We start from the raw sequence: 12,484 nt of genomic DNA, 5'->3' as shown, positions 1-12,484 counted from the left end.
CTCGTTTTTGTAGCAGAGTTGTCACTTGATGAATCGTTTCCGCACCCTTTACGATCGACTGATCCTCCCCCATCCGGTTATTGTTCTGGCCGTATTCGGCCTTTTACTGGCGTTGGCCGCGGTTAAATTCGGCCAGTTCCGGCTGGATGCCTCCGCTGAATCTCTGGTGCTGGAGAATGATCGTTCCCTGGAACAATACCGCCAGGTGAACCGCCGCTTTACAACTTCCGACGACTTCCTGATAGTTACCTACTCACCGGACAGCGAACTTTTCTCGGAACAGGGCCTCACCCGCTTGCGGAATCTGCGTGATGAACTGCAGCGCCTGGAGGCCGTAGGCTCCACCAACAGCATTCTGAATGTACCGCTGCTGCACAGCCCGGACCTGACTCTGGATACAGTCGACACCGAAATCAAGACGCTGGACAGCGATGAAGTTTCACCGGAAACCGCTCGCGATGCACTGCTCAGCAATCCGCTCTACCCCAATCTGCTGATCAGTGAGGACGCCGGGACAACCGCCATCCAGGTCAACCTGCCCACACCAGACCGCTATTTCGAACTGCTCAAAGAACGCAACAGACTACGGGACAAGGCTGATTCAGGTAGCGCCTCGGAAGCCGAACTGCAACAACTGGAAGCGGTGAAGGCATCTTTCATAAGCTTCACCGAAGCGCTCGGTGAAGATCGCGATGCCACCATTCGCCAGGTTCGCAGCATTCTTGAGCAGTACCGGGACCAGGCCGAGATCCATCTTGGTGGCGTGCCCATGATTGTTGCGGACATGATCCGCTTCATAGAGAACGATTTGTCGACTTTCGGGTTCGGAGTACTCGCATTCCTGCTACTGACGCTCGCCATCATCTTCCGCCAATGGCGATGGGTGTTAGTACCGCTGTTATGCTGCAGTTTTACCGTATGGCTGATGGTAGGTTTCCTGGGCTGGGCCCAGTGGCCGGTGACGGTGATTTCATCCAACTTCATTTCACTGCTACTGATCATGACCCTGTCGCTGACAATTCACCTGATTGTCCGCTATCGTGAGTTCCAGTCCGACGAGCCAGGGGCGAGCCCCGGGGACATACTGCGTCGCACTGTTATGGCCATGGTCAAACCCTGCTTCTATATGGCCATCACTACCATCGTTGCGTTCGGATCCCTCACATTCAGCGGTATCCGCCCGGTAATCGACTTTGGCTGGATGATGACCCTCGGCCTGACGGTCGCTTTCCTGATCACGTTCATCGTCTTCCCCGCTCTTCTGACACTCTTACCGCCGCCGCTGGACAAACGCGCTGACTCAGACCGGGTTCCGTTTACCGACGCCTTCGCACGCTTCACGGAGCGCTTCGGTAAAACCGTCCTGGTTGGCTCGGCGGTGATTGCCGTGTTGTGTGCGTTTGGTGTGAACAGGCTGACAGTGGAAAACAGCTTCATCGACTATTTCAAGGCTTCCACCGAAATCCACCAGGGTATGATCACCATCGACAACCGACTGGGCGGAACCACTCCATTGGATGTTGTCATTACCGATGATCAGCCTCCACAGAATGCCGGCGCTGATGGAGACCCGTTCGCCAGTGGCTGCGACCCATTCGTGGAAGATTGCGGTGATGAAGAGGAGTACCGGGATACCTGGTACACCTACCAGAAAATGAACCAGCTGGAGAAGGTGCATAACTACCTGGACAGCCTGCCGGAAACTGGCAAGGTACTCTCAATCAACACCACGCTGGATGTCCTGGCCAAGGTTAACCAGGGCGAACGCCTTGATGCGCTTGAGCTGGCATTCGTACCTGCCGCGGTGCCGGATGACCTGCAGGACATCCTGCTTACGCCTTACATATCAGAGGAACATGACCAGGCGCGCTTCAGCATCCGCATTCTGGAAACCATGCCGGAGCTGCGGCGTCAGGCGCTGCTCGACCGGATTCGCAAACACCTGACCACAGAGCTGGGTTACAGTCAGGATCAGATACTGTTTGCGGGCATGACGGTGATGTACAACAACATGCTGCAGAGTCTGTTTGATTCCCAGATCAAGACCATCGGCGTTGTGTTTCTGTCCATCATGGCCATGTTCCTGCTGCTGTTCCGTTCGCTGAAACTGGCCCTGATCGGTATAGCGCCCAATCTCATCGCAGCGGGGTCCGTTCTGGGCCTGATGGGCTGGCTCAACATTCCCCTGGACATGATGACCATCACCGTGGCGGCGATCACGGTCGGCATCGCCGTAGACGACACCATCCACTACATCCATCGTTTCAAAACCGAGTTTGAAAAAGATGGCAACTACCTCGCCACCATGCACCGTTGCCACCGTAGTATTGGCAAGGCAATGTTTTACACGTCCCTGACCATTATCTCCGGGTTCTCGATACTGGTGCTATCGAATTTCATCCCGACTATTTATTTTGGGCTGTTCACCGGTTTCGCTATGCTGATGGCTCTTCTGGGGGCGCTGACCCTGCTGCCCCGACTGATCATTCTGGTCAAGCCATTTGGCACGGGCACTCAGGCATAGTGTCGATATTGCCCCGGGCAATTCGCAGGCTATAAACACAAAAAAGGGCCGCTTCCGAGGAAGCGGCCCTTTTCCATATCAGCCAGAGAGTGAGCTAACTCACTGTCCTTGCTGTTGTTGCTGCATCTGCTGCATTTGCTGCTGCTGCATCATCTGACGCTGCTGCTGCATCTGCTTCATACGCTGCTCCAGCGTGTCACGCTGCTCTTGGGTAAATACGTTATCCACTTTTGCCTGCATCAGAGTCGAGAGCGCTGCAATCTCTCCGGTGAGATCGCCCAGCTCTTCCGCATTTTCACGAATAGAGTCTTCATCATAATCCGGTTTGATCTCAGCCTGCATCTGCTGCTGAAGCGCACGGGCCTCCTGACGCAGTTCACCAATCGTGCCCTGCATCTCATCGATGATGCCCCGGATCTCGGTCTGCTGATCGTCAGACAGGCCAACCATCTTCGCCAACTGATCCACCTGGTCGGGCTGACCGCCGGCCGCCTGTTGTGCCACTGCAGGCGCAGACAGGCTGAGTGCAACAAGAGCGGTACCAAAGAGTTTTGCGAGCTTCATAAACTTCTCCGTTAACAAGGTGGTGCGTTCTGAAAACCACCGATATGCGTTGGTTTCATGATTCAGGTTGTACACCCTAAAACATCATGGCGTCGTTTTTCACCCCGATGGCCCCTCTTTTTGTACATATTTCTCACTATCACCACTCACAGGCCGCCACACACGCGGATTTAAACAAATGTGAAAGTTTGGTCATTCCCCTTCATAATGGCGCCGTTCAACGACAGCCGGAGTATACGAGATGGCAATTAACTGGTTTCCAGGGCATATGCACAAAGCCCGAAAGGAGATCAAACAGGTCATGCCGCAGATGGACCTCATTATTGAGGTTCTTGATGCGCGCATCCCTTTCAGCAGCGAAAACCCGCTGGTGCCCGCCCTTCGTGGTGACACCCCACTGATCAGGGTGCTCAACAAACGGGATCTGGCCGACCCGGACATTACCGAGCAGTGGCAAACATGGCTGGAGAAGGAGCGGGGGGTAAGGACGATTACGCTCACTCATAACCAGCGCAACGAGGCACTGGGTATCCTGAAGCTGGCTGAGGAGATGACTCCGGACCACGATCGCCAGAAGAGCGCTCTGCGGGTGATGATCCTGGGCATTCCGAACGTTGGAAAATCCACCATCATCAACACTCTCGCCGGGCGCCCGGCCGCAAAGACCGGTAATGAGCCAGCGGTCACCAGGGCCCAGCAGGCGATCAAGCTTCCAAACAACATCCTGCTCTACGATACGCCGGGCTTCCTCTGGCCCAAGCTGTCACCGGAAGCCTGCGGCTATCGCCTGGCAGTAACGGGCGCCATTCGCAGTTCAGTCCTGGACTTTGAGGATGTCGCCCTGTTTGAGGCCGAGTATCTGTTGCACGCCTATCCGGAATTGGTGAAGGCCCGTTATGGATTTGACGAGTTACCAGAAGACGGACTGGGGCTGATGGATGGCATTGCCGCCAAGCGTCGCTTCTTTGGCCGTGGTGGCGTCCCGGATTTGCACAAGGTCTCGGAAGTGCTTCTCAATGAATTTCGTGCCGGCACCCTTGGCCGTATTTCCCTGGAAACGCCGGAAATGGTAGAGAAAGAGACGAGGGAAGCCGCCGTAGCGGAAGCCGAGAAAGCCGAAAGAGAAGAGGCTAAGGGCAAGAAGAAGCGCAGCGGCAAACGCTGAACCAGCCTGTCGTCACATATTCCGACGGCAAAGCATCGAACATCTCCCGGGCGGTACGTACAAAATGGGGCTGGTCATAGAAGCCGGCTTCCAGTGCCAGCCTGGACATGGATTTGCCCGCTTCCCAGTGAGCAAGCACGCGGTTCATTTTCAGGTGCAAGAGAAAACGCCGCAGCGGCACTCCGGTTTGCTGCCGGAACAGGTGGCTGAGGCGGGAAGACGACAGTCCGACCGAATCCGCCAGTAACTGAACCTCGACTTTCTCCGGCAACTCCGCCCTCAGTTGGTCGCAGATCTTCTGCACTCTCGGGTCGAGCCGCTCCGGCGGCCTCCCTAGCGCCTCAACGGCCGTCATCATGGCCTGCTCAATACCACCACAGGAACCTTCCTCTATGGCCGGCAGACACGCTTTCGGCACCCTTATGTCGGCCGTGCACTCGTCCTTGAGGTGATGCTTTAGCGCCCGCCAGTAACGGCTGTCCGGGTCCAGCTGTGCACACCACATATGCGTGTTACCAGGCTCGAGCGACTGCGCTACATCCGGCGCCACCAATGCCGCAGAGGTGGTGCGCCAGCGTCCGTCCACCTGCAGACGAAAATCACCATCAAGGCCAACCAGCCAGGAAGCGCTGATGTGTTTATGCAGGCGATTCGACATCAGCCGCCCGATTACTTGCCAGTGATCGGGCCAGAGAAAGAGCGTACCTTGGGGCAAATGCTGCATACTCGGGCCGGTTAGAGAGTGTTTTTCGTGCCCAAAGGATAACCCAGACCGGTATTTTCTCCAGCCCCCCAGGTGAAGGTCTGGAACTTAGTGCCCCTGAACCGGGCCACCCTGATTGTGCTTTCCATGAGTACCCTGGGCATGGGGAACGGGGATTCCGAGTTTCGCGGCGAACTCAACACTGACAAAAATCGGCCCGATCAACAGAAAAACCAGGTCCTCCACAAAAGAAGGTTTCTTGCCCTCCACTTTGTGCCCATACACCTGAATGGCCCAGGCCACCAGCCACACCACCAGGCTTGTCCAGAACAACGACCAGCCGGCGGAAAGCACGCTTTGAATAATCCAGGCCGACAGCGCGAACCAGCCCGCCATCAACACGAACACACCGATGGACAAACGCAGATAGACAATGCCGGACAACGCAGCCAGCAGGGTCGCCCCATTCACCCATTCAGCCACGGTCCCGCTCAGGCCCAGCCAGTTGCCGATGGGTATGAGCCAGAGCAGTCCCAGGGTAGAAATCAGAATCGCAGGAACGCAAACAATATGAATCCACTGGTTGAGCGGATTCTGGTGACTGTCTCCGTAATCATTCAGAAACTGAGACAATGATCGCATCGGAATTCTCCTGATTGTTCTATTTGATTTCCATCAGTTTACCCGCGTCCGCGCCCAAAGGCCTTGTACGTAACAGCTATCGACCTTTAAAGAACAGCAAACCCGACATCCTCCCCTTACCAAGGTCAAATATCGCACGGCGGCCAAAGGGCATAAACTGTTAAATAACGTCATTGATCGCAGGGCTTCGCCATTTCGGGCGGGGCCAGGAAGGAGGAATGTATGAGACGCGTTGTCGTCACCGGTATGGGCATTATTTCATGCCTCGGGAACTCTCTGGATGAGGTTCTGGATAGCCTGAAAAACGGCAAATCCGGCATCCGCTTTAACAATACCTACAAGGAGATGGGGTTTCGGAGCCAGGTTGCCGGTTCGCCGGACGTGGATACGTCGGTCATTGATCGCAAGGTTCGACGATTCATGGGCCCTTCAGCGATGTATAGCTACCTGTCCATGGAGCAGGCCATCGCTCAGGCAGGTCTGACGGAGGACCTGATTTCCAACGACCGCACGGGGCTGATCGCCGGTTCGGGCGGTGCTTCCTGCTCCAGTCAGGTCGAGGCTACCGACATCATGCGTGAGAAAGGGGTCAAACGCATCGGGCCCTATATGGTTCCCCGCATCATGACCAGCACCGTCTCTGCCTGCCTGGCCACCGCCTACAAGATTCGTGGCGTGAACTACTCCATGTCCTCCGCCTGCGCCACCAGCGCACACTGTATCGGCCACGCCATGGAGCAGATCCAGTCCGGCAAGCAGGACATCGTGTTTGCCGGCGGCGGTGAAGAAGAGGACTGGAGCCTGACCATGATGTTCGATGCCATGGGTGCACTTTCCACCAAATACAACGACGCCCCGGAAACAGCTTCGCGCCCGTTTGACGGCGGTCGCGACGGGTTCGTCATTGCCGGCGGTGGTGGCATGGTAGTACTGGAAGAACTGGAGCACGCCAGGAAGCGTGGGGCGAACATTATTGCCGAACTGACAGGCTACGGCGCAACCTCTGACGGCTATGACATGGTTGCACCCTCGGGTGAAGGCGCCCAGCGCTGCATGGATCAGGCCATGGCCACCATCCGGGGCAAGGTGCAGTACATCAACGCACATGGCACCAGCACCCCGGTGGGCGACGTTGCGGAAATGGGCGCAGTACGGAATACCTTCGGCAGTGACATTCCGCCCATTTCCTCCACCAAGTCCCTGTCCGGGCACTCCCTGGGCGCAGCGGGAGTGCATGAAGCAATCTATTCCCTGCTGATGCTTCAGAACGGCTTTATTTCCGGCACCGCAAATCTGAACGATGTGGACGACAAGATCAGCAACATGCCGCTGGTCGGGCCAAAATCACAAGAAGCCAGCCTGGACACAGTCATGTCCAACAGCTTCGGCTTCGGTGGCACTAACGCCTCACTGGTATTCGAAAAACTGTGAGCCTGATGACTGACGGGCGAGCCTTACTGCCCGCCCGTTAGTCATGCTTTTCCCTCATGTTCTCAGGCGTGGCTGTTGGCAAATACTTTCATCCGTATTATGGTACGACTTTGACATGAATCAATTTGGACGGTTCATCAGCTATGGCTCAAGCAATCCGATTCCGTCAGGCTTCCTCCCCTCTGAAAGCCTCATGCCACACCTGCAGCCTGAGCAACCTTTGCCTGCCGCTTGCCGTTGAAGAAAACGATCTGGAGAGTCTGGAAGATATTGTCCAGCAGGGTCGGATATTCAATCGTGGCGAACACATTTTCGACCAGAGCACGCCTTTTCGCTCCTGTTTCGCAGTGCGCAGTGGGTCAATCAAGACATCGATCATTACTGAAGGTGGAGAAGAGCAGGTCACCGGCTTTTTCATGCCCGGTGAGCTCGTTGGGCTGGACAGCATGAGCAGCGAAAACTACGCCTGCACCGCCAAAGCACTTGAGCGGACAAGCGTATGCGAGTTTCCTGTGGACAAGCTCGAAGAGCTCACCGGCAAGCTGCCAGAGCTTCAGCACCACATGTATCGCCTGATGAGCCAGGAGATTCAGAACAGCCACCAGTTGGCCATGCTGCTGAGCAAGAACACAGCTGAAGAGCGCATTGCCGCCCTGCTGCTGTCACTCTCAAGCCGCTTCCAGCGCCGTCGGATGTCAGGCACCAACTTCAGCCTGCCCATGGCCCGAAACGATATTGCCAATTTCCTTGGCCTGGCCGTCGAGACCGTCAGCCGGGTATTTACCCGTTTCCAGAACCAGGGAATCATCAAGGCGAGGGGCCGTGAGGTTGAGCTGCTGGATGTCGAAGCCCTTCAGCTAGTAACCCGGGAGTTTTCCCGCCAGCAGAGTTGCTAGTAAGAACTGCTGAACTGCCGGCTGCCCTACTCGGCCGGCACCTTTGCCAAACCTTGGACGTCCCGCTTTTTCAGCATTGACAGCTCGTCCGACAGCCCTGAACGCCAGGGCTGTTGCTTGATACCAAAGGTATTCCGGATCTTTGTGCAGATGAGCGTGGTATTCAGAGGCTCCAGATTTGCCCACTCAGGCACCTCATCGACAACACGGATGCCTTCAGGAATACCGGGCAGTCCGGCAATAGCCAGGCCCAGCTCATACAGATTAATCTCCTCGGCACCAGCGTATTGATAGGTCCCCCAGACTTCGGCGCCACAATCAATTTGCTGGATAACCGCTGTCATAACCCGCGCCAGATCCCTTGCCGCAACCGGCTGGCCGCGGCAACGACCCGGCAGTGACAGGGTCTCACCCGCAGCAGTACTTGCCTTCACCTTGCGAATAAAGCGTGACAGGCTCCAGCCGGTGCGAAGGATAATGTGACGCGGTAACAGCGTTCTGAGAGCCTGCTCACATTCCCATTGCCAGTTACCCAGCTCGTTGGCAGGTTGGCCGGGATTTGAAGTGATATAACCGCTCTGCTTCCGGCCATCGAAAACATAGCAGGAGGAGAGCTGGAGCAGCGCCATACCTCGATCACGGGCAAACTCAGCCATCGCCACCGGCAGGGAAAAAGCCGCTTTGTGGACTCCCTCAGGGTCATTCTCGGCCACTTCAGGATCCACCAGCCAGAGTGCATTGACAATAAGATCCGTATCTTCGGGAATCCAGTTTTCGAGGGCATCGAGGTCGGCACTGGCAGGATCGCTGACAAGCAACGGACTGACCTGCAGGTGCGTCTCGCGCAGGCGCTCCAGCAGAATTTTCCCCAGCGGGCCGTAATCGTGAACAACAAGCACATGCACGACTGTTCAATGCCTCCAAAATATCACTGATGTGACGGAATTCGGGAACCGGTCAGGCCAATGGCTTACCGAGACCGATCCATACAATAACACCCAGCCTGAAACGCCGGCAGACTTATCTCTTTGCACTCCCTTTCAAGAGCATACAACAACAGGAACCGACATGCTGAAACAACAGAGCCACATCGTAGCGCCGATTCCGGACGAACTTCGCACCCGCGCACTCTACACAGTGGGCGAACTGCGTGAGCGCGGTAAGGCCGACAAGGAAGCGATCGACAAACTTTTCAATCTGATCTCGGATATGACCGAAGAAGGCCTGGACTTCTTTTTCCTCGAGCCCCTGTGCCGGCTACACGCAAGCAGTATGATGATGGGCATGGCCGGGATGGGTATCAGCAGTATGCTCAAGGGTAGCAAGATGGTCGTCCACAAGGTCCTGAAAAAGCTGGACGATCGCAGCCTGGCCGCCATTCTGGATTTCATTGAAGAAATTATCCACGAGCCCGAAACCGACTGACCAGCCCCGGGCCCGATGCTACCGGTATTCCCTGGGAACCCGGGACGTAATACCGGTCAGCAGTTCGTAGGAAATGGTCCCGGCACAGGTCGCCACTTCATCTACGCCAACCGTCGGCCCCCAGAGCTCAACAAGGTCGCCCTCTCTTGCACCCGGCGCATTGCTCAGATCCACCGCGAGCATGTCCATGGAGACTCGACCAATCAAACGGATTCTCTGGCCATTCACGGCAGCCGGCGTATCAGTACCGGCATGACGCGGATAACCGTCGCCATATCCGACTGCAACCATTCCCATAAGGGTATCTCTATCGGCCACCCAGCCGCCGCCGTAGCCCACTGACTCACCGGCACGAACCGTCCGAGTCGTAATCAGCGGCGCTTCCAGGGACATAACCGGCTTCAACCCGAGCTCAGGGCCGGTCTTACCCACCATCGGCGACCCTCCGTAAAGCATGATGCCCGGACGGCTCCAGTCGAACAAAGACTGCCCTGGATGGAAATGCGCTGCGGAATTAGCAACACTCCGCATCAGCCCGGCCCAGGGGGCTGTGCCCTGTTCAAAACTTGCCGTTTGCCGGGCAGTCATGGGGCTATCCACGTCATCCGCGCAGGCAAAGTGCGTCATAAAACCCAACAGACCTGAACGAGCCCCCATTGCCTCCAGCCTGGCCATCACATCGTTCAGTTCTTCAGGCCGAAATCCGAGGCGATTCATCCCGCTATTGACCTTGAGCCAGAAGGGCGGTCGGGCTTCCGCCTGGCCAAGCCACTCCAGTTGGTGGCGCCCGTGAATAACAGGCTCAAAACCGTTTTGCCGACATACATCAAGGTCGGCGCCGGCGTGCACACCCTGCAACATAACCACAGGCTGCCTGAGCTCCGCACTCCGAATCGCCAGAGCTTCTTCCAGACAGGCTACGGCATACCTCGGCGCGTCATCCGCCAGGGCTTTGGCAACCTGAGCAATACCATGGCCGTAACCGTCGGCCTTGACCACCGCCATCGACTGGGCAGAACCGGCACGATCGCAGGCCAGGCGGTAGTTCTGCCGCAAGGCATCCAGGTTGATACGGGCAACGGTGCTACGAGGCATCAGTAGTCCCCACCGTAGTCGCCGTAATCGCCATGAGCCAGATCTTCAAACTTGGTGTACTTGCCGATAAACGCCAGGCGCACGGTTCCTATAGGGCCATTACGCTGCTTACCAAGGATGATTTCAGCGATGCCTTTATCTGGCGTGTCTTCGTTATAGACCTCATCCCGGTATACGAACATGATAACGTCCGCATCCTGCTCGATCGCCCCGGATTCACGCAGATCCGAGTTAACCGGGCGCTTGTTGGGGCGCTGCTCAAGACTCCGGTTAAGCTGCGACAAAGCCACTACCGGGCAACTCAGTTCCTTCGCAAGGCCCTTCAGTGAGCGTGAGATCTCGGAAATCTCCGCAGTCCGGCCTTCGGTATTGCCAGGTACCCGCATCAGCTGCAGGTAGTCCACCATAATCAGGCCAAGCCTGCCGTCATTCTCGCGGGCAATCCGGCGGGCCCGGGAGCGCATTTCCGTGGGGCTCAGACCGGGCGTGTCGTCAATATAAAGCGGTTTGTCCTTGAGCAGGCTGACCGCCGAGGTCAGCCTCGGCCAATCGTCTTCTTCAAGCTTACCGCCCCGGACCTTGGTCTGGTCGATGCGCCCGAGCGAAGAAAGCATCCGCATTGCCAGTGCATCAGCCGGCATTTCCATACTGAACACCAACACCGGCGTACCGGTACTGATCAGGGCGTTCTCGACAATATTCATGGCGAAGGTCGTCTTACCCATGGAAGGGCGACCCGCCACGATGATCAAGTCGGAAGGCTGCATACCCGAAGTCCTGTCATCGAGGTCCCGAAAGCCGGTGGTCAGACCGGTGGTCTGCTCACCGGACTCAAACAGCTCTTCAATACGACTCAGGGTCTTGGTCAGGATAGGGTTGATGGCCTGAGGCCCGGAACCTTCCTTTACCCGGGATTCAGCAATCTTGAAGACGTTACGCTCAGCTTCGTCCAGAATTTCACTACTGTTGCGACCCAGGGGATTGAAGGCCGAGTCGGAAATCTTGCCGGACACTTCCACCAGCTGTCGCAGGATGGAACGCTCACGAACGATGTCGGCATAGGCACGGATATTTGCCGCACCGGGGGTCTTTTCCGCCAGCTCGGCCAGATAGGACAAACCACCCGCATCCTCAATATCACCTGCGCGTTCCAGAAATTCAGCCAGTGTGACCACATCCAGCGGTTCACTTTCACTGGCCAGGCGCTCTACCGCACCAAAAATCAGACGGTGATCCTGACGGTAGAAGTCCACTGCGGAAATGACCTCGGAAATCTCATCGAACCGGCGATTATCCAGCATCAGACCACCGAGTACCGCCTGTTCCGCTTCGACAGAATGCGGAGGCACCTTGATGCGACTGGTTTCTAGATCACTATTGGCGGATTTCAGATTAGGCTTGGCCATAACAACGTCTTCAGGTGGATACCACGGATTACCCAGTTTACGGGGAACGGTTCGGGATTGGGAGAGGTTCACGAAAAGCTAAGAATACCAGAAAGCAACGGGCCCGAAACCGTCTCCGGTTCGGGCCCGCTCAATCAAGCTCGGCCGGGTTTCCCCGGCCTGGCATAACGCTGCAACAGATTAGCCTGCAACAACCGCCAGCTTGATGGTCACTTCTACGTCAGAGTGCAGCTGCAGCTCGATGTCGTACTCGCCAGTCACGCGGAGCGGACCTTCCGGCAGACGAACTTCGCTCTTCTCGACCTCAGTACCACCGGCAGTGATCGCATCCGCGATATCACGAACACCGATAGAACCAAACAGCTTGCCTTCTTCACCAGCTTTGGAGCTGATGGTGAAGGACGCACCTTCCAGAGCCTCGGCGCGAGACTTGGCAGTAGCCAGCTTCTCGGCAGCCACTTTCTCAAGCTCTGCGCGACGCTCTTCGAACGCCTTCAGGTTTGCTTCCGTGGCAGGTACAGCCTTGCCGTAAGGAAGCAGGAAATTACGACCGTAACCGGCCTTAACCTTTACCTTGTCACCCAGGGATCCAAGGTTTGCAACTTTCTCGAGCAGAATAACTTCCATCTCGTT

The 12,484-nt window shown here is 56.5% G+C and carries 12 protein-coding genes; 5 read left to right on the top strand and 7 right to left on the bottom strand.

The genetic code is table 11. The features are described 5' to 3' along the window. Positions 1-28: 28 nt before the first annotated feature. A complete protein-coding gene (locus tag KFJ24_RS01295) occupies positions 29-2,524 on the top strand; it encodes an efflux RND transporter permease subunit (protein WP_250829276.1) in 2,496 nt (831 codons plus the stop codon). A gap of 99 nt (positions 2,525-2,623) precedes the next feature. Here KFJ24_RS01295 and KFJ24_RS01290 read toward each other — a convergent pair whose 3' ends face one another. Beyond that, entirely contained in the window at positions 2,624-3,088 is a 465-nt protein-coding gene (locus tag KFJ24_RS01290; protein ID WP_250829275.1) for a Spy/CpxP family protein refolding chaperone, read from the bottom strand. A 241-nt stretch (positions 3,089-3,329) separates the two neighbouring features. Between KFJ24_RS01290 and ylqF the strand changes: the two genes are divergently transcribed. Further along, positions 3,330-4,253 carry a ribosome biogenesis GTPase YlqF gene (gene ylqF, locus KFJ24_RS01285; protein WP_250829274.1) on the top strand — a complete coding sequence of 308 codons (924 nt, stop codon included), beginning with the start codon at positions 3,330-3,332 and terminating at the stop codon, positions 4,251-4,253. On the opposite strand, the gene KFJ24_RS01280 is transcribed toward ylqF, so the two are convergent. Beyond that, entirely contained in the window at positions 4,219-4,977 is a 759-nt protein-coding gene (locus KFJ24_RS01280) for an AraC family transcriptional regulator (RefSeq protein WP_250829273.1), read from the bottom strand. The two genes, ylqF and KFJ24_RS01280, sit on opposite strands and share 35 nt — an antisense overlap. A gap of 87 nt (positions 4,978-5,064) precedes the next feature. Beyond that, entirely contained in the window at positions 5,065-5,598 is a 534-nt protein-coding gene (locus tag KFJ24_RS01275; protein WP_250829272.1) for a DUF962 domain-containing protein, read from the bottom strand. Between the two features lie 222 nt (positions 5,599-5,820). Here KFJ24_RS01275 and fabB point away from each other — a divergent pair, with 222 nt between their 5' ends. Beyond that, complete coding sequence (fabB, locus tag KFJ24_RS01270; protein ID WP_250829271.1) at positions 5,821-7,029, top strand: beta-ketoacyl-ACP synthase I; 1,209 nt, start codon at positions 5,821-5,823, stop codon at positions 7,027-7,029. Between the two features lie 143 nt (positions 7,030-7,172). Continuing rightward, positions 7,173-7,925: a fumarate/nitrate reduction transcriptional regulator Fnr gene (gene fnr, locus KFJ24_RS01265; RefSeq protein WP_250829270.1), complete on the top strand. Its 753-nt coding sequence runs from the start codon at positions 7,173-7,175 to the stop codon at positions 7,923-7,925. A 26-nt stretch (positions 7,926-7,951) separates the two neighbouring features. Here fnr and KFJ24_RS01260 read toward each other — a convergent pair whose 3' ends face one another. Then, positions 7,952-8,830, bottom strand: coding sequence for an SDR family oxidoreductase (locus KFJ24_RS01260; protein ID WP_250829269.1), 879 nt, complete (start codon positions 8,828-8,830; stop codon positions 7,952-7,954). Positions 8,831-8,993: 163 nt separating this feature from the next. On the opposite strand from KFJ24_RS01260, the gene KFJ24_RS01255 reads away from it, so the two are divergent. Continuing rightward, positions 8,994-9,350 (top strand): hypothetical protein, encoded by a 357-nt coding sequence (locus KFJ24_RS01255; RefSeq protein WP_250829268.1) that lies wholly within the window; start codon positions 8,994-8,996, stop codon positions 9,348-9,350. Positions 9,351-9,368: 18 nt separating this feature from the next. Here KFJ24_RS01255 and alr read toward each other — a convergent pair whose 3' ends face one another. The 3 genes from alr to rplI form a co-directional block, all read right to left on the bottom strand. Continuing rightward, positions 9,369-10,445: an alanine racemase gene (alr, locus tag KFJ24_RS01250; RefSeq protein ID WP_250829267.1), complete on the bottom strand. Its 1,077-nt coding sequence runs from the start codon at positions 10,443-10,445 to the stop codon at positions 9,369-9,371. Continuing rightward, positions 10,445-11,851 (bottom strand): replicative DNA helicase, encoded by a 1,407-nt coding sequence (dnaB, locus tag KFJ24_RS01245; RefSeq protein ID WP_250829266.1) that lies wholly within the window; start codon positions 11,849-11,851, stop codon positions 10,445-10,447. The genes alr and dnaB overlap by 1 nt, the downstream gene beginning before the upstream one ends. 180 nt (positions 11,852-12,031) lie before the next feature. Further along, positions 12,032-12,478, bottom strand: coding sequence for a 50S ribosomal protein L9 (rplI, locus tag KFJ24_RS01240; protein ID WP_250829264.1), 447 nt, complete (start codon positions 12,476-12,478; stop codon positions 12,032-12,034). Positions 12,479-12,484: the final 6 nt, after the last annotated feature.

The sequence above is a fragment of the Marinobacter sediminum genome (assembly GCF_023657445.1).
Classification (GTDB): domain Bacteria; phylum Pseudomonadota; class Gammaproteobacteria; order Pseudomonadales; family Oleiphilaceae; genus Marinobacter; species Marinobacter sediminum_A.
Note: the sequence above shows the minus strand (reverse complement) of the source record. Positions and strands in the feature narration are given on the sequence as shown.

Coding starts and splice junctions, on each gene's coding strand:
- ylqF (WP_250829274.1), top strand. CDS start 3,330: ATGGCAATTAACTGGTTTCCAGGGCATATGCACAAAGCCCGAAAGGAG.
- KFJ24_RS01290 (WP_250829275.1), bottom strand. CDS start 3,088: ATGAAGCTCGCAAAACTCTTTGGTACCGCTCTTGTTGCACTCAGCCTG.
- KFJ24_RS01255 (WP_250829268.1), top strand. CDS start 8,994: ATGCTGAAACAACAGAGCCACATCGTAGCGCCGATTCCGGACGAACTT.
- alr (WP_250829267.1), bottom strand. CDS start 10,445: ATGCCTCGTAGCACCGTTGCCCGTATCAACCTGGATGCCTTGCGGCAG.
- KFJ24_RS01280 (WP_250829273.1), bottom strand. CDS start 4,977: ATGCAGCATTTGCCCCAAGGTACGCTCTTTCTCTGGCCCGATCACTGG.
- KFJ24_RS01275 (WP_250829272.1), bottom strand. CDS start 5,598: ATGCGATCATTGTCTCAGTTTCTGAATGATTACGGAGACAGTCACCAG.
- KFJ24_RS01295 (WP_250829276.1), top strand. CDS start 29: ATGAATCGTTTCCGCACCCTTTACGATCGACTGATCCTCCCCCATCCG.
- fabB (WP_250829271.1), top strand. CDS start 5,821: ATGAGACGCGTTGTCGTCACCGGTATGGGCATTATTTCATGCCTCGGG.
- fnr (WP_250829270.1), top strand. CDS start 7,173: ATGGCTCAAGCAATCCGATTCCGTCAGGCTTCCTCCCCTCTGAAAGCC.
- rplI (WP_250829264.1), bottom strand. CDS start 12,478: ATGGAAGTTATTCTGCTCGAGAAAGTTGCAAACCTTGGATCCCTGGGT.
- dnaB (WP_250829266.1), bottom strand. CDS start 11,851: ATGGCCAAGCCTAATCTGAAATCCGCCAATAGTGATCTAGAAACCAGT.